This is a genomic window from Escherichia sp. E2562, assembly GCF_005781075.1.
GTDB lineage: Bacteria > Pseudomonadota > Gammaproteobacteria > Enterobacterales > Enterobacteriaceae > Escherichia.
Map to the genome: position 1 here is coordinate 268701 of NZ_VATM01000002.1, position 15490 is coordinate 284190.

Consider the following 15490-nt stretch of genomic DNA (forward strand, 5'->3'; position numbering starts at 1 on the left):
AGCCTGGGGCGATAACGCCGTAAAATGAATACTTTGTCATACTTTCGCCGCAATAACATCTCTGCGAGACGGCTTAACATGCCTGTTGTAAACTGTGAGCCAAAGCGTTGTTTAACCAAGGTGGGACTCGTGGAATTGTTGTCTGAATATGGTTTGTTTTTGGCGAAAATCGTCACCGTTGTGGTGGCGATTGCGGCTATTGCCGCCATTATTGTCAATGTTGCTCAACGTAATAAACGCCAGCGTGGCGAGTTACGAGTCAACAATCTCAGCGAACAGTATAAGGAGATGAAAGAAGAACTGGCTGCGGCGCTGATGGATCCACATCAGCAAAAACAGTGGCACAAAGCGCAGAAGAAAAAGCACAAGCAAGAAGCGAAGGCAGCGAAAGCAAAAGCCAAACTGGGCGAGGTGGCAGCCGAAAGTAAGCCACGAGTCTGGGTGCTGGATTTCAAGGGCAGCATGGACGCCCATGAAGTGAACGCGCTACGTGAAGAGGTTACTGCGGTACTCGCGGCATTTAAACCGCAGGATCAGGTCGTTCTGCGTCTGGAAAGCCCCGGAGGCATGGTACATGGTTACGGTCTGGCGGCTTCACAGTTGCAGCGCCTACGCGATAAAAATATTCCTTTAACCGTTACGGTAGACAAAGTGGCTGCCAGCGGCGGTTACATGATGGCCTGTGTGGCGGATAAAATTGTTTCAGCGCCGTTTGCAATTGTTGGCTCTATTGGTGTTGTGGCGCAAATGCCCAACTTTAACCGCTTCCTGAAAAGCAAAGATATTGATATCGAACTGCACACTGCCGGGCAATATAAGCGCACACTGACAGTGCTGGGTGAAAACACCGAAGAAGGGCGCGAGAAATTCCGCGAAGAACTGAACGAAACGCATCAGTTATTTAAAGATTTTGTGAAGCGTATGCGTCCGTCTCTGGACATTGAAATGGTGGCAACCGGTGAACACTGGTACGGACAACAGGCGGTGGAGAAAGGCCTGGTTGACGAAATCAATACCAGTGATGAAGTGATCCTTAGCCTGATGGAAGGTCGTGAAGTGGTCAATGTACGCTATATGCAGCGTAAACGGTTGATCGATCGATTCACTGGCAGCGCGGCAGAGAGCGCCGATCGATTGTTGCTACGCTGGTGGCAACGAGGGCAAAAGCCGTTGATGTAAAAGATAAACGCGAGGGTAAAACCTCGCGTTTATCTTTAATCGACCAGATGGTATTTTTCCGAGAGCACATGGGCCAGGTGTTTGAACATATTAAACACCGCGGTGCTTTTCGCTGTCGGCAATCCTTGTTCATCTAAAAAATAATCGCCGCTAAACACCAGCACGCCATTACGCTGCGTGACGCCGGTGGCTTCAATCCCTGCGAGCGTATCCTCATGCTCACGTATGATTTTGTTAGCCTCTTTCAACAGCGTTTCGCGGTCGATGGGTTGTGTCTCTTTGTTCATTATTTACTCCTTAAACAAGGACATTAGTCTACGCCAGGCATGGCTTGCAGACAAATATACCACGCTGACGGCAAGAGCGCCTTACTGGCAACTTTGGATTTTGCATGCTAATAAAGTTGCGTAACGGATTTTATCAGGTACAGTGTGACGCTTTCGTCAATCTGGCAATAGATTTGCTTGACATTCGACCAAAATTACGTCGTGCTATAGCGCCTGTAGGCCAGACCTGTTAACTCAGTCACCTGAATTATCGTGAACAGAGTCACGACAAGGGGTTGATATCCGCAGAGAGCGAGTCCATATCGGTAACTCGTTGCCAGTGGAAGGTTTATCAATGTGCGACGCATTCCTGGAAGAATCAAATTAGGTAAGGTGAATATGGGTAAAGCTCTTGTCATCGTTGAGTCCCCGGCAAAAGCCAAAACGATCAACAAGTATCTGGGTAGTGACTACGTGGTGAAATCCAGCGTCGGTCACATCCGCGATTTGCCGACCAGTGGCTCAGCAGCCAAAAAGAGTGCCGACTCTACCTCCACCAAGACGGCTAAAAAGCCTAAAAAGGATGAACGTGGCGCTCTCGTCAACCGTATGGGGGTTGACCCGTGGCACAATTGGGAGGCGCACTATGAAGTGTTGCCAGGTAAAGAGAAGGTCGTCTCTGAACTGAAACAACTGGCTGAAAAAGCCGACCACATCTATCTCGCAACCGACCTTGACCGCGAAGGGGAAGCCATTGCATGGCACCTGCGGGAAGTGATTGGTGGTGATGATGCGCGCTATAGCCGAGTGGTATTTAACGAAATTACGAAAAACGCGATTCGTCAGGCATTTAACAAGCCAGGTGAGCTGAATATCGATCGTGTTAATGCCCAGCAGGCGCGTCGCTTTATGGACCGCGTGGTGGGGTATATGGTTTCTCCGCTGCTGTGGAAAAAAATTGCTCGTGGTCTGTCTGCCGGGCGTGTGCAGTCGGTAGCGGTCCGCCTGGTGGTTGAACGTGAGCGTGAAATTAAAGCGTTCGTACCGGAAGAGTTCTGGGAAGTGGATGCCAGCACGACCACGCCATCCGGCGAGGCATTGGCTTTGCAGGTGACTCATCAGAATGACAAACCGTTCCGCCCGGTCAATAAAGAACAAACTCAGGCTGCGGTAAGTCTGCTGGAAAAAGCGCGCTATAGCGTGCTGGAACGTGAAGACAAACCGACCACAAGCAAACCTGGCGCTCCTTTTATTACCTCTACGCTGCAACAGGCTGCCAGCACTCGTCTTGGTTTTGGCGTGAAAAAGACCATGATGATGGCGCAGCGTCTGTATGAAGCAGGCTATATCACTTACATGCGTACTGACTCCACTAACCTGAGTCAGGACGCGGTAAATATGGTTCGCGGTTATATCAGCGATAATTTTGGTAATAAATATCTGCCGGAAAGTCCGAATCAGTACGCCAGCAAAGAAAACTCACAAGAAGCGCACGAAGCAATTCGTCCTTCTGACGTCAATGTGATGGCGGAATCGCTGAAGGATATGGAAGCGGACGCACAGAAACTTTACCAGTTAATCTGGCGTCAGTTTGTTGCCTGTCAGATGACCCCGGCGAAATATGATTCCACCACGCTGACCGTTGGTGCAGGCGATTTCCGCCTGAAAGCACGCGGACGTATTCTGCGCTTTGATGGCTGGACGAAAGTAATGCCTGCGCTGCGTAAAGGCGATGAAGATCGTATTTTACCGGCAGTCGATAAAGGCGACTCTCTGTCGCTTGTTGAACTGACTCCGGCACAGCACTTTACCAAGCCGCCAGCCCGTTTCAGCGAAGCCTCGCTGGTTAAAGAACTGGAAAAACGTGGTATTGGTCGTCCGTCTACCTATGCGTCGATTATTTCGACCATCCAGGATCGCGGCTATGTGCGTGTGGAAAACCGTCGATTCTATGCGGAAAAAATGGGTGAAATCGTAACCGATCGTCTGGAAGAAAATTTCCGCGAATTAATGAATTACGACTTCACCGCGCAGATGGAAAACAGCCTCGACCAGGTGGCAAATCACGAAGCGGAATGGAAAGCCGTACTGGATCACTTCTTCTCGGATTTCACCCAGCAGCTTGATAAAGCGGAAAAAGATCCGGAAGAGGGCGGTATGCGTCCAAACCAGATGGTTTTGACCAGCATTGATTGCCCTACCTGTGGCCGCAAAATGGGTATTCGTACAGCGAGCACCGGGGTATTCCTTGGCTGTTCTGGCTATGCGCTGCCGCCGAAAGAGCGTTGCAAAACCACCATTAACCTGGTGCCGGAAAACGAAGTACTGAACGTACTGGAAGGCGAAGACGCTGAAACTAACGCCCTGCGCGCCAAACGTCGTTGCCCGAAATGCGGCACGGCGATGGACAGCTATCTCATCGATCCAAAACGTAAGTTGCATGTTTGTGGTAATAACCCAACCTGCGATGGTTATGAGATCGAAGAGGGCGAATTCCGCATTAAAGGTTATGACGGCCCGATCGTTGAGTGTGAAAAATGTGGCTCTGAAATGCACCTGAAAATGGGGCGTTTCGGTAAATACATGGCTTGTACCAATGAAGAGTGTAAAAACACGCGTAAGATTTTACGTAACGGCGAAGTGGCGCCACCGAAAGAAGATCCGGTTCCGCTGCCAGAATTAGCGTGCGAAAAATCGGATGCTTATTTCGTGCTCCGTGACGGCGCTGCTGGAGTGTTCCTGGCTGCCAACACCTTCCCGAAATCTCGTGAAACGCGTGCGCCGCTGGTGGAAGAGCTTTATCGCTTCCGCGACCGTCTACCGGAAAAACTGCGTTATCTGGCGGAGGCTCCGCAGCAAGATCCAGACGGTAATAAGACAATGGTTCGCTTTAGCCGTAAAACCAAACAGCAATATGTCTCTTCGGAAAAAGACGGAAAGGCAACTGGCTGGTCAGCATTTTATGTTGATGGCAAATGGGTTGAAGGGAAAAAATAACCTTTAAGTCTTTCCGGTTTTTATAAACAAAGGGTCGCAAAAGCGGCCCTTTTTCATTGCATATTATTTTTTCTACACACCTATACACTAAAGCTATAAATGATATAGTGGTTATAGTTATCACTTTTTTTATTATTAAATCGTATTAGTCACCCGCCAGGTGTGGCGAAAAAACGATGTTCTGATGGCGTCTAATTGGATGGTTTAACATGAAATTACAACAACTTCGCTATATTGTTGAGGTAGTCAATCATAACCTGAATGTCTCCTCAACGGCTGAAGGACTTTACACATCACAACCCGGGATCAGTAAGCAAGTCAGAATGTTGGAAGATGAACTGGGCATTCAAATTTTTTCCCGTAGCGGTAAGCACCTGACGCAGGTAACCCCCGCAGGGCAGGAAATTATCCGTATTGCTCGTGAAGTGTTGTCAAAGGTCGACGCCATTAAATCGGTAGCCGGTGAACACACCTGGCCTGATAAAGGTTCGCTGTATATTGCCACTACCCATACTCAGGCACGTTATGCGCTGCCAAATGTCATTAAAGGCTTTATCGAGCGTTATCCTCGAGTTTCTTTGCATATGCATCAGGGCTCGCCGACACAAATTGCTGATGCAGTCTCTAAAGGTAATGCTGATTTCGCAATTGCCACGGAAGCCCTGCATTTATATGAAGATTTAGTGATGTTGCCGTGCTACCACTGGAACCGGGCCATTGTGGTAACCCCGGATCATCCTCTGGCGGGCAAAAAGGAAATTACGATTGAAGAACTGGCGCAGTATCCGCTAGTAACGTATACCTTCGGCTTTACCGGCCGTTCCGAACTGGACACAGCATTTAACCGCGCAGGGCTGACGCCGCGTATTGTCTTCACAGCAACTGATGCTGACGTCATTAAAACCTACGTTCGTCTTGGGCTGGGAGTAGGGGTCATTGCCAGCATGGCGGTCGATCCGGTTTCAGACCCCGATCTGGTGCGTGTCGATGCACATGATATCTTCAGCCACAGCACAACTAAAATTGGTTTTCGCCGTAGTACGTTTTTACGCAGCTATATGTATGATTTCATTCAGCGTTTTGCGCCGCATTTAACGCGAGACGTCGTTGATGCCGCCGTAGCACTGCGTTCCAATGAAGAAATTGAAGTCATGTTCAAAGATATCAAATTGCCAGAAAAATAATTACCCACGTTATTTCCGGCATCTTTTTATGTGACAAAGGTGCCGGAATATATTCTCTATTCCTTTTTATTTGTTAGTCGCTCACAATATAAATATCCACAAAATTTTTATGGCAAATCGAGCATAAAGTAGTGTCTATTTATCCGCGTTGCAAACTCCACTCTTCAAATATCTATTTCAGGTCAAAAGATTGAATTATTCACTGGAAACGATTCGTAAATTCGCTGGATTTTTGACTAAAGTTTCATTAGGATTTGTCCTATCATTTGATTAACTATACCAATCGTTTAGCGTCTTTCTGATAAGTGATGGCGATTATATGAGGTTAGCAATGCCTTCTGGAAATCAGGACCCCCGCCGGGACCCTGAATTAAAACGCAAAGCCTGGCTTGCGGTATTTCTTGGTTCTGCGCTCTTTTGGGTGGTTGTCGCACTGCTGATTTGGAAAGTGTGGGGATAACTATGGTCGTTCAGGAGCAACATCAGGAGCCGTCACCATTATGTCAGCAGAATGACAATGCAACGGAAACGAAACGGGATTGTTCCGTCGTTATACCCCATAGCTGGAAACTAACACCGCAACAGCAAGCCTTTATAGAGATGTTTGCTGAAGATGATCAGCAGAAACAATAATTATCATCATTCTTGTTCCCCAATATATTAATGAATATAACGGCTTTTATTACACCACAGCAATAACAGGTTGAGTTATCTCAACATAAAGTAATAACTGTTAAGGGTGTAGCCTATGATCACTACAAATACGAAATACTGGTCCTGGATGGGCGCATTTTCTCTGTCGATGCTCTTCTGGGCTGAACTCCTCTGGATCGTTACTCACTGATCCCTGACCCCGCTGCGGCGGGGTTTTCTTTTGCTTTGCCACACGGTTTCTCCTCTTTTATCAATTTGGGTTGTTATCAAATCGTTACGCGATGTTTGTGTTATCTTTAATATTCACCCTGAAGAGAATCAGGGCATCGCAACCCTGTTATTAAGGAGGAGCTATGTCGTCAACCCTACGAGAAGCCAGTAAGGACACGTTGCAGGCCAAAGATAAAACTTACCACTACTACAGCCTGCCGCTTGCTGCCAAATCACTGGGCGATATCACCCGTCTGCCTAAGTCGCTCAAAGTTCTGCTCGAAAACCTGCTGCGCTGGCAGGATGGCAATTCGGTCACCGAAGACGATATTCATGCGCTGGCGGGATGGCTGAAAAATGCCCATGCCGACCGCGAAATTGCCTACCGTCCAGCCAGAGTGCTGATGCAGGATTTTACCGGCGTACCTGCTGTTGTTGATCTTGCGGCGATGCGGGAAGCCGTAAAACGTCTCGGTGGCGATACCGCGAAGGTGAATCCGCTCTCACCAGTCGATCTGGTGATTGACCACTCGGTGACCGTCGATCGCTTTGGCGATGATGAGGCATTTGAGGAAAACGTACGCCTGGAAATGGAGCGCAACCACGAGCGTTATGTGTTTCTGAAATGGGGGCAACAGGCGTTCAGTCGTTTTAGCGTTGTGCCACCAGGCACTGGGATTTGCCACCAGGTGAACCTTGAATATCTCGGCAAAGCGGTGTGGAGTGAATTGCAGGAGAGGGAGTGGATTGCTTATCCGGATACGCTCGTTGGCACCGACTCGCACACGACCATGATCAACGGTCTTGGTGTGTTAGGCTGGGGCGTTGGTGGAATTGAAGCGGAAGCGGCGATGTTAGGTCAGCCAGTTTCCATGCTTATTCCTGATGTGGTGGGCTTTAAACTCACCGGTAAACTGCGTGAAGGCATTACCGCCACCGACCTGGTGCTGACCGTTACTCAGATGCTACGTAAACATGGCGTAGTAGGTAAATTCGTCGAATTTTACGGTGATGGTCTGGATTCACTGCCACTGGCGGATCGTGCAACCATTGCCAATATGTCGCCGGAATATGGTGCGACCTGCGGCTTCTTCCCAATCGATGCTGTCACTCTCGATTACATGCGGTTAAGCGGCCGTAGTGAAGACCAGGTTGAACTGGTTGAGAAATATGCTAAAGCGCAGGGGATGTGGCGGAACGCAGGTGATGAACCGGTGTTTACCAGTACGCTTGAATTGAATATGAACGACGTAGTCGCTAGTCTTGCCGGTCCAAAGCGTCCACAAGATCGTGTTGCGCTGCCTGATGTGCCAAAAGCTTTTGCCGCCAGTAATGAACTGGAAGTCAACGCCACGCATAAAGATCGCCAGCCGGTCGATTATGTTATGAACGGGCATCAGTATCAGTTGCCTGATGGTGCGGTGGTTATTGCCGCGATAACGTCGTGTACCAATACCTCTAACCCCAGCGTGCTGATGGCGGCCGGATTACTGGCGAAAAAAGCCGTCACCCTGGGGCTGAAACGACAACCGTGGGTCAAAGCGTCTCTCGCGCCTGGCTCGAAAGTGGTTTCTGACTATCTGGCAAAAGCCAAACTGACGCCGTATCTTGATGAACTGGGTTTTAACCTTGTGGGCTATGGTTGTACCACCTGTATTGGTAACTCTGGTCCGTTGCCCGATCCTATCGAAACCGCGATCAAAAAGGGCGATTTAACCGTTGGCGCGGTACTGTCTGGCAACCGTAACTTTGAAGGACGTATTCATCCGCTGGTTAAAACCAACTGGTTGGCTTCGCCGCCGCTGGTGGTTGCCTATGCACTGGCGGGCAATATGAATATCAACCTGGCTTCCGAACCTCTGGGGCACGATCGTAAAGGCGATCCGGTATATCTGAAAGATATCTGGCCATCGACTCAAGAGATTGCTCGCGCTGTTGCGCAAGTCTCCACTGAAATGTTCCGTAAGGAGTACGCGGAAGTTTTCGAAGGGACTGCGGAGTGGAAGGAGATTAAGGTTGTACGATCAGATACCTACGGATGGCAGGATGATTCGACCTACATTCGCTTATCCCCTTTCTTTGATGAAATGCAGGCAACCCCTGCGCCAGTGGAAGATATTCACGGTGCGCGAATTCTGGCAATGCTGGGGGATTCGGTTACCACTGACCATATCTCTCCGGCAGGCAGCATTAAGCCTGATAGTCCCGCGGGTCGATATCTACAAGGTCGTGGTGTTGAGCGTAAAGATTTTAACTCCTACGGTTCGCGTCGTGGTAACCATGAAGTGATGATGCGTGGCACGTTCGCCAATATTCGCATTCGTAACGAAATGGTGCCTGGTGTTGAAGGGGGGATGACGCGCCATCTACCAGGCAATGATGTTATCTCTATTTATGATGCGGCGATGCGCTATCAGCAAGAGAAAACACCGCTGGCGGTAATTGCCGGGAAAGAATATGGGTCAGGTTCGAGTCGAGACTGGGCGGCAAAAGGCCCGCGTCTGCTCGGTATTCGCGTGGTGATTGCAGAATCGTTTGAACGTATTCATCGTTCGAATTTAATCGGCATGGGTATTTTGCCGCTGGAGTTCCCGCAAGGGGTGACGCGTAAATCGTTAGGGCTGACGGGGGAAGAGAAGATTGATATTGCCGATCTACAAAATCTGCAACCTGGCGCTACGGTTCCTGTGACACTAACGCGAGCTGATGGTGTGCAGGACGTTGTGCCGTGCCGTTGTCGCATCGACACTGCAACAGAATTAACCTATTACCGGAATGACGGTATTTTGCATTATGTCATCCGTAATATGTTGAAGTAATTCAACTTTAGTTGCCGGATGTGGATCATCCGGCAAATATATTAAGTCTGTAGCGAACAGGGTTATTTGTTGAACAAATGGCCCATTTTCTCGGCTTTAGTATCGAGATAGTGTTCATTATTTGGGTTACGGCCAACAATCAACGGCACGCGTTCAACAATGTTGATACCCGCTTCGGTCAGAATTTCGACTTTTTTCGGGTTGTTGGTTAACAGACGGACTTCATTAACGCCCAGTAACTTGAACATGTCGGCGCAGAGGGTGAAATCACGTTCATCAGCGGCGAAACCTAACTGATGATTGGCCTCTACAGTATCGTAACCTTGATCCTGTAACGCATAAGCACGGATTTTATTCAACAAACCGATGTTACGTCCTTCCTGACGGTGGTACAGCAAAATACCACGGCCTTCTTCGGCAATATGCGTCAGTGCCGCTTCAAGCTGGAAGCCGCAATCGCAGCGCAAGCTGAACAGGGCATCACCGGTCAGACACTCAGAATGGACGCGTGCCAGGACAGGAGTATGTCCTGAAATGTCGCCATAAACTAACGCGACATGATCGTGTCCGGTTGCCAGTTCTTCAAATCCCACCATCAGGAAATCGCCCCATGGGGTTGGCAGTTTGGCTTCTGCCACACGTTTAAGCTGCATGAAATTCTCCAGATAATGCTGGTTCTGTATTGGCTTATTTTGCCATAACGCGAAGGGGTTCTCCTAATCACGACGCGCCAATCGTTCACTGAATGGCACAAATCTGTCAATTTTTACTGGCGCAGGCATTTTCAGTTATGATTGTGGGAATTATAAAAAGGAGAGGCCATGCGTTCGATTGCCAGACGTACCGCAGTGGGAGCTGCACTATTACTTGTAATGCCGGTAGCTGTATGGATTTCTGGCTGGCGTTGGCAACCAGGAGATCAAAGTTGGCTGTTAAAAGCGGCCTTTTGGATCACTGAAACCGTTACTCAGCCCTGGGGCGTCATTACACATCTGATTTTATTCGCTTGGTTTCTCTGGTGTCTGCGTTTTCGCCTCAAAGCCGCAATTATGCTGTTTACCATTCTGGCTGCGGCGATCCTCATTGGACAAGGCGTGAAATCCTGGATAAAAGATAAAGTTCAGGAGCCGCGCCCCTTTGTGATATGGCTGGAAAAAACACATCATATTCCGGTTGAGGAGTTCTACACTTTAAAACGTGCGGAACGCGGAAGTTTAGTGAAAGAACAGTTGGCTGCAGAAAATAATATACCGGGCTATTTACGCTCTCACTGGCAGAAAGAGACGGGTTTTGCCTTTCCTTCCGGTCACACGATGTTTGCTGCCAGTTGGGCGCTGCTGGCCGTTGGGTTACTGTGGCCGCGTCGGCGAACGTTCACCATTGCACTCTTGCTGGTTTGGGCCACGGGAGTCATGGGAAGCCGTCTGCTACTCGGGATGCATTGGCCGCGTGATTTGGTGGTGGCTACATTGATTTCGTGGGCGCTGGTGGCGGTGGCAACCTGGCTTGCACAACGAATTTGTGGGCCATTAACACCACCTCCGGAAGAAAATCGTGAGATAGCGCAACGATAAGAAGAAAGTTAACGCTGGTTGATTTTCTGATTTTCGCCCTTAAATCACCAACAATGCACGTAGTTGCCATTTCGCAGTCGGCGTGAAAATGGTACTTTAAAGGGCTATTGCGGTAAGTTGACCATAATTTATGCGCTCTAACCACATAACGGGAAGTAATGTGAAATATTTACTCATTTTCTTATTGGTGTTGGCGATTTTCGTGATTTCGGTCACGTTAGGTGCGCAGAACGATCAACAGGTGACGTTTAACTATCTGTTAGCGCAAGGGGAGTATCGTATCTCTACTTTGCTGGCGGTATTGTTTGCTGCGGGTTTTGCTATCGGTTGGTTAATTTGCGGACTGTTCTGGCTGCGAGTACGTGTTTCTCTGGCGCGTGCTGAACGTAAAATAAAGCGACTGGAAAATCAGCTTTCATCCTCGACTGATGTGGCGGTAGCGCCGCATGCGTCAGTGGCGAAGGAATAACCTTCTATGCTGGAGTTGTTGTTTCTGCTTTTGCCTGTAGCCGCTGCCTATGGCTGGTATATGGGCCGCAGAAGTGCGCAACAAAACAAGCAAGATGAAGCCAATCGCCTGTCACGTGATTACGTGGCGGGGGTTAACTTTCTGCTTAGCAATCAACAAGATAAGGCGGTGGACCTGTTCCTCGATATGCTCAAAGAGGACACCGGCACCGTTGAAGCCCACCTTACGCTCGGAAACTTGTTCCGATCCCGTGGCGAAGTCGATCGCGCAATTCGCATCCACCAAACCTTAATGGAAAGCGCCTCGCTGACCTATGAACAGCGCCTGTTGGCAATTCAGCAACTGGGTCGTGATTACATGGCTGCCGGATTGTACGATCGTGCGGAAGATATGTTTAATCAATTGACTGATGAAACTGACTTCCGTGTTGGCGCTTTGCAACAACTCCTGCAAATCTACCAGGCCACCAGTGAATGGCAAAAGGCGATCGATGTCGCCGAACGTTTGGTTAAACTGGGTAAAGATAAACAGCGGGTCGAAATAGCTCATTTCTATTGTGAATTAGCTCTTCAATACATTGCCAGCGAAGATCTCGATCGTGCCATGACGTTGCTGAAAAAAGGGGCGGCGGCCGACAAAAACAGCGCGCGCGTATCCATCATGATGGGGCGTGTTTTTATGGCCAAAGGCGAGTATGGCAAAGCGGTCGAAAGCCTGCAACGCGTTATTTCTCAGGACAGAGAACTGGTCAGCGAAACGCTGGAAATGCTGCAAACCTGCTATCAGCAGTTGGGTAAAACTGACGAATGGGCAGAGTTTCTCCAGCGAGCGGTGGAAGAAAATACGGGTGCTGATGCTGAACTGATGCTTGCTGACATCATTGAATCGCGTGACGGGAGCGATGCAGCTCAGGTTTACATTACGCGGCAGTTGCAACGTCATCCAACCATGCGCGTGTTCCACAAATTGATGGATTACCACCTCAATGAAGCGGAAGAAGGGCGTGCAAAAGAGAGCCTGATGGTGCTGCGCGATATGGTTGGTGAGAAGGTACGCAGTAAGCCGCGTTATCGCTGCCAGAAGTGTGGTTTTACCGCTTATACCCTTTACTGGCATTGTCCGTCCTGTCGGGCCTGGTCGACCATTAAACCAATTCGTGGTCTGGACGGTCTGTAGTTTTTAAAAAAAATCAACTTTAGTTACAACATACTAATGGTTGTTATCAACAAATGTGCTTCGGTAACGCCTGCATAAAAAAGCCTGACAGGGGAGAAATCGCAACTGTTAATTTTTTATTTCCACGGGTAGAATGCACGCCGTTTACCTTTTTCGCGCCACTTCCGGTGCCCATCATCAAGAAGGTCTGGTCATGACGTTAACTGCTTCATCTTCTTCCCGCGCTGTTACGCGTTCTCCCGTCGTTGTTGCCCTTGATTATAATAATCGTGATGCTGCGCTGGCATTTGTCGAAAAAATCGACCCACGCGATTGTCGTCTGAAAGTTGGCAAAGAGATGTTTACGCTGTTTGGGCCACAGTTTGTCCGTGAACTGCAAGAGCGTGGTTTTGATATCTTCCTTGACCTGAAATTTCACGACATTCCCAACACAGCAGCGCACGCCGTGGCTGCAGCGGCTGACTTAGGTGTGTGGATGGTGAATGTTCATGCCTCTGGCGGGGCGCGTATGATGACCGCTGCTCGTGAGGCGCTGGTTCCGTTTGGCAAAGACGCGCCGTTGTTAATAGCGGTAACTGTGCTGACTAGCATGGAATCAAGCGATCTGGCGGATCTCGGCGTGACACTGTCACCAGCGGATTATGCAGAGCGTCTGGCGGCGCTGACACAAAAATGTGGTCTTGATGGCGTGGTGTGTTCTGCCCAGGAAGCCGTTCGTTTTAAACAAGCGTTTGGTCAGGACTTCAAACTGGTTACGCCGGGTATTCGTCCGCAGGGGAGTGATGCTGGAGACCAGCGCCGCATTATGACGCCAGAACAGGCGCTGGCAGCTGGGGTTGATTATATGGTGATTGGTCGCCCGGTGACGCAATCTGCGGATCCAGCGCAAACGCTGAAAGCGATCAACGCCTCGTTACAGCGGAGTGCATAATGAGTGATTCCAACAGCCGTCTGGTCTATTCAACGGAGACTGGACGTATCGATGAACCGAAAGTGGCCCCTTTACGCCCTAAAGGTGATGGCGTTGTGCGTATTCAACGTCAAACCAGCGGCCGTAAAGGTAAGGGTGTTTGCCTGATTACTGGTGTTGATCTCGATGAAGCTGAACTGATAAAGCTAGCGGCAGAACTGAAGAAAAAATGCGGCTGCGGAGGGTCAGTAAAAGAAGGAATTATCGAAATTCAGGGTGATAAGCGTGATTTATTAAAATCAATGCTTGAAGCGAAAGGCATGAAGGTAAAACTCGCCGGCGGTTAACAAAAAAAGCCACGAAAATATTCCGTGGCTTTCGTTTATTTTACTGTGTGTATTATTCAGTTATTTCGTACTGAACAGAGTTAAGCGTATTATAATTGCGAGTCGCTAATCGACATTTATTTACGATTATTTACCGACCTGGTGACCGATAATACCACCGACTGCCGCACCGCCTAACGTACCCAGCGTGCTGCCATCAGTCAGTACTGCACCACCTAAAGCACCTGCACCCGCACCGATTGCGGTATTACGATCTCGTTTAGACCAGTTAGAACAGGCACTCAGAGACATAGCCAGCGTAATCGCCAGAACAGCCGCGGTCATTTTTTTGCTCGTTACAAACATAATACTCTCTCCTGAATTTATGATTCACGGAAGTAAGCTCTCTTTAACTATAATAGTTAAGACGCTTTCTGAAAAAGTTATTTTCCGTGAAATCCTCTCGCGCAGGGTTATATCACGCAGGTGACAGTCACTTCCTGTTATATCGCTAATGTTAAGTTTACAACTTTGAAGTTTTAAGGACAGGTAAATAGTCTTAATTAACAGCCAGGAATCATCTTAGAGCGGATGATTTGCGAAAGTGCAAATCATCCGTAGAGGAGGGGAAATTAATTGTCGACGACGTGAACTGTCAGTCTATTATGCTCAAGATGCAACAGGTGGCTGGCAGGTATCTTCGAGTCGGTAATGACCCGTTTGATTTTCTCAACAGGGCCGATGGAGTAAGAATGTACGGCACCAAATTTTGAGCTGTCCGTCAGAACTATTGCTTCGCACTCTTTTTCCAACACTGCATTGACTACGTCGGTACGCATCATGTCGCGTCCAGTAAATCCAGTTTCAGGTTGCCAGCCATCAATACCAATAAATGCCTTACTGAAATGAACCTGCTGGATACACTGACGTGTCAGAGGGCCAACCATGCTTTCGCTTTTTTTCTGGTACACGCCACCAAGTAAAATGACTTCACAGGGGGCGTCTTTCAACAAATGCGCAATGTAGCTGCTAACCGTAATGATGGTAACATCTTTCTTCTGTTCGCCTAACGTGCGAGCCAGAAGGGCATTGCTGCTGCCATTTTCAATAAAGATAGTTTCACCTGACTGAACCAGAGCAGCCGCAAACTCGGCAAGTTCACGCTTCAGCGTATAATTACTCATCATCCTGGTTTCAACATCATCGCTATCAAGCGAAACTGCAAAACCATGCGCGCGGCGCAGATAACTCAGTTTTTCGAGGGTGTTGAGATCCTGGCGAATAGTAACTTCAGAAACACCAGTGGCTTTTGCCAGTTCGGTTACGCTAACCTGCCCCTGGTCAATGACCATCTGTAGAATTGTTTGTTGTCGGGAATTCATCGCTGTAATTCTTATAACGTTATAATATTCAATAAAAAAGCTGACGCGCCTGGCATCCTTTTCTGCTAAATGGAAAGCCTGAAAGCACGACTGTTAAATCTCCCACGGTGCCTTCGGGATGTCTGGCGTAGATGCAGCAACCTGGCGCAAGAGTTCTGCTTTTAGTATCTCGAGATTATGGATCGCAGAGTGGTGATCGCCCGCCACAAGGATATCTAACACAATATCAATACGTTCGGCAACGCGCTGGGCATCAAATTCAGACATGAGGGTATCCTTATGGCAAATAAAGGCAAAAATGAATAATGCAAAAATTGCCACTAAAAGAGAAGCGTATAGTGGCA

General features: G+C 48.7%; 17 protein-coding genes. 12 read left to right on the top strand and 5 right to left on the bottom strand.

Annotation, left to right across the window (positions count from 1 at the left end):
- Window positions 1–129: 129 nt before the first annotated feature.
- Window positions 130–1179, top strand: coding sequence for a protease SohB (sohB, locus tag FEK43_RS03105; protein ID WP_130259729.1), 1050 nt, complete (start codon window positions 130–132; stop codon window positions 1177–1179).
- 35 nt (window positions 1180–1214) lie between these two features.
- Here sohB and FEK43_RS03110 read toward each other — a convergent pair whose 3' ends face one another.
- Window positions 1215–1466 (bottom strand): YciN family protein, encoded by a 252-nt coding sequence (locus FEK43_RS03110; RefSeq protein WP_130208857.1) that lies wholly within the window; start codon window positions 1464–1466, stop codon window positions 1215–1217.
- Window positions 1467–1844: 378 nt separating this feature from the next.
- Here FEK43_RS03110 and topA point away from each other — a divergent pair, with 378 nt between their 5' ends.
- The 6 genes from topA to acnA all read left to right on the top strand — a co-directional run bounded on the left by topA (window position 1845) and on the right by acnA (window position 9309).
- Entirely contained in the window at window positions 1845–4442 is a 2598-nt protein-coding gene (topA, locus tag FEK43_RS03115) for a type I DNA topoisomerase (protein WP_130208855.1), read from the top strand.
- A 209-nt stretch (window positions 4443–4651) separates the two neighbouring features.
- Window positions 4652–5626 (top strand): HTH-type transcriptional regulator CysB, encoded by a 975-nt coding sequence (cysB, locus tag FEK43_RS03120; RefSeq protein WP_064527218.1) that lies wholly within the window; start codon window positions 4652–4654, stop codon window positions 5624–5626.
- Window positions 5627–5945: 319 nt separating this feature from the next.
- Window positions 5946–6086: a YmiA family putative membrane protein gene (locus FEK43_RS03125; protein WP_212741620.1), complete on the top strand. Its 141-nt coding sequence runs from the start codon at window positions 5946–5948 to the stop codon at window positions 6084–6086.
- Window positions 6087–6088: 2 nt separating this feature from the next.
- Complete coding sequence (locus tag FEK43_RS03130; protein WP_130208853.1) at window positions 6089–6259, top strand: hypothetical protein; 171 nt, start codon at window positions 6089–6091, stop codon at window positions 6257–6259.
- Window positions 6260–6374: 115 nt separating this feature from the next.
- Window positions 6375–6470: a small membrane protein YmiC gene (ymiC, locus tag FEK43_RS03135; RefSeq protein WP_130208851.1), complete on the top strand. Its 96-nt coding sequence runs from the start codon at window positions 6375–6377 to the stop codon at window positions 6468–6470.
- Between the two features lie 163 nt (window positions 6471–6633).
- A complete protein-coding gene (acnA, locus tag FEK43_RS03140) occupies window positions 6634–9309 on the top strand; it encodes an aconitate hydratase AcnA (RefSeq protein WP_135406478.1) in 2676 nt (891 codons plus the stop codon).
- 62 nt (window positions 9310–9371) lie between these two features.
- Here acnA and ribA read toward each other — a convergent pair whose 3' ends face one another.
- Window positions 9372–9962: a GTP cyclohydrolase II gene (gene ribA, locus FEK43_RS03145; RefSeq protein ID WP_130208847.1), complete on the bottom strand. Its 591-nt coding sequence runs from the start codon at window positions 9960–9962 to the stop codon at window positions 9372–9374.
- 168 nt (window positions 9963–10130) lie between these two features.
- Here ribA and pgpB point away from each other — a divergent pair, with 168 nt between their 5' ends.
- From pgpB to yciH, 5 genes are all read left to right on the top strand, one after another.
- On the top strand, window positions 10131–10883 hold the full coding sequence (pgpB, locus tag FEK43_RS03150) for a phosphatidylglycerophosphatase B (protein ID WP_135406480.1): 753 nt from the start codon (window positions 10131–10133) through the stop codon (window positions 10881–10883).
- Between the two features lie 160 nt (window positions 10884–11043).
- The gene (lapA, locus tag FEK43_RS03155) at window positions 11044–11352 is read left to right on the top strand and encodes a lipopolysaccharide assembly protein LapA (RefSeq protein ID WP_130259733.1); all 309 of its coding nucleotides are present in this window, start codon (window positions 11044–11046) and stop codon (window positions 11350–11352) included.
- Window positions 11353–11358: 6 nt separating this feature from the next.
- Window positions 11359–12528: a lipopolysaccharide assembly protein LapB gene (gene lapB, locus FEK43_RS03160; protein WP_130208841.1), complete on the top strand. Its 1170-nt coding sequence runs from the start codon at window positions 11359–11361 to the stop codon at window positions 12526–12528.
- A gap of 193 nt (window positions 12529–12721) precedes the next feature.
- On the top strand, window positions 12722–13459 hold the full coding sequence (gene pyrF / locus FEK43_RS03165; protein ID WP_135406482.1) for an orotidine-5'-phosphate decarboxylase: 738 nt from the start codon (window positions 12722–12724) through the stop codon (window positions 13457–13459).
- Window positions 13459–13785, top strand: coding sequence for a stress response translation initiation inhibitor YciH (gene yciH / locus FEK43_RS03170; RefSeq protein WP_135406484.1), 327 nt, complete (start codon window positions 13459–13461; stop codon window positions 13783–13785). The genes pyrF and yciH overlap by 1 nt, the downstream gene beginning before the upstream one ends.
- Before the next feature lie 126 nt (window positions 13786–13911).
- Here yciH and osmB read toward each other — a convergent pair whose 3' ends face one another.
- The 3 genes from osmB to yciZ form a co-directional block, all read right to left on the bottom strand.
- Window positions 13912–14130, bottom strand: coding sequence for an osmotically-inducible lipoprotein OsmB (gene osmB, locus FEK43_RS03175; protein WP_000498252.1), 219 nt, complete (start codon window positions 14128–14130; stop codon window positions 13912–13914).
- A gap of 266 nt (window positions 14131–14396) precedes the next feature.
- Window positions 14397–15146 carry a DNA-binding transcriptional regulator YciT gene (locus FEK43_RS03180; RefSeq protein WP_130208835.1) on the bottom strand — a complete coding sequence of 250 codons (750 nt, stop codon included), beginning with the start codon at window positions 15144–15146 and terminating at the stop codon, window positions 14397–14399.
- A gap of 93 nt (window positions 15147–15239) precedes the next feature.
- Window positions 15240–15413, bottom strand: coding sequence for a protein YciZ (yciZ, locus tag FEK43_RS03185; protein ID WP_130208833.1), 174 nt, complete (start codon window positions 15411–15413; stop codon window positions 15240–15242).
- Window positions 15414–15490 lie beyond the last annotated feature (77 nt).

What these genes read in the sequence shown, in the direction of transcription:
- FEK43_RS03110 (WP_130208857.1), bottom strand. Translation starts at nt 1,466, where the DNA reads ATGAACAAAGAGACACAACCCATCGACCGCGAAACGCTGTTGAAAGAG.
- topA (WP_130208855.1), top strand. Translation starts at nt 1,845, where the DNA reads ATGGGTAAAGCTCTTGTCATCGTTGAGTCCCCGGCAAAAGCCAAAACG.
- cysB (WP_064527218.1), top strand. Translation starts at nt 4,652, where the DNA reads ATGAAATTACAACAACTTCGCTATATTGTTGAGGTAGTCAATCATAAC.
- FEK43_RS03125 (WP_212741620.1), top strand. Translation starts at nt 5,946, where the DNA reads ATGAGGTTAGCAATGCCTTCTGGAAATCAGGACCCCCGCCGGGACCCT.
- FEK43_RS03130 (WP_130208853.1), top strand. Translation starts at nt 6,089, where the DNA reads ATGGTCGTTCAGGAGCAACATCAGGAGCCGTCACCATTATGTCAGCAG.
- ymiC (WP_130208851.1), top strand. Translation starts at nt 6,375, where the DNA reads ATGATCACTACAAATACGAAATACTGGTCCTGGATGGGCGCATTTTCT.
- acnA (WP_135406478.1), top strand. Translation starts at nt 6,634, where the DNA reads ATGTCGTCAACCCTACGAGAAGCCAGTAAGGACACGTTGCAGGCCAAA.
- ribA (WP_130208847.1), bottom strand. Translation starts at nt 9,962, where the DNA reads ATGCAGCTTAAACGTGTGGCAGAAGCCAAACTGCCAACCCCATGGGGC.
- pgpB (WP_135406480.1), top strand. Translation starts at nt 10,131, where the DNA reads ATGCGTTCGATTGCCAGACGTACCGCAGTGGGAGCTGCACTATTACTT.
- lapB (WP_130208841.1), top strand. Translation starts at nt 11,359, where the DNA reads ATGCTGGAGTTGTTGTTTCTGCTTTTGCCTGTAGCCGCTGCCTATGGC.
- pyrF (WP_135406482.1), top strand. Translation starts at nt 12,722, where the DNA reads ATGACGTTAACTGCTTCATCTTCTTCCCGCGCTGTTACGCGTTCTCCC.
- yciH (WP_135406484.1), top strand. Translation starts at nt 13,459, where the DNA reads ATGAGTGATTCCAACAGCCGTCTGGTCTATTCAACGGAGACTGGACGT.
- osmB (WP_000498252.1), bottom strand. Translation starts at nt 14,130, where the DNA reads ATGTTTGTAACGAGCAAAAAAATGACCGCGGCTGTTCTGGCGATTACG.
- FEK43_RS03180 (WP_130208835.1), bottom strand. Translation starts at nt 15,146, where the DNA reads ATGAATTCCCGACAACAAACAATTCTACAGATGGTCATTGACCAGGGG.
- yciZ (WP_130208833.1), bottom strand. Translation starts at nt 15,413, where the DNA reads ATGTCTGAATTTGATGCCCAGCGCGTTGCCGAACGTATTGATATTGTG.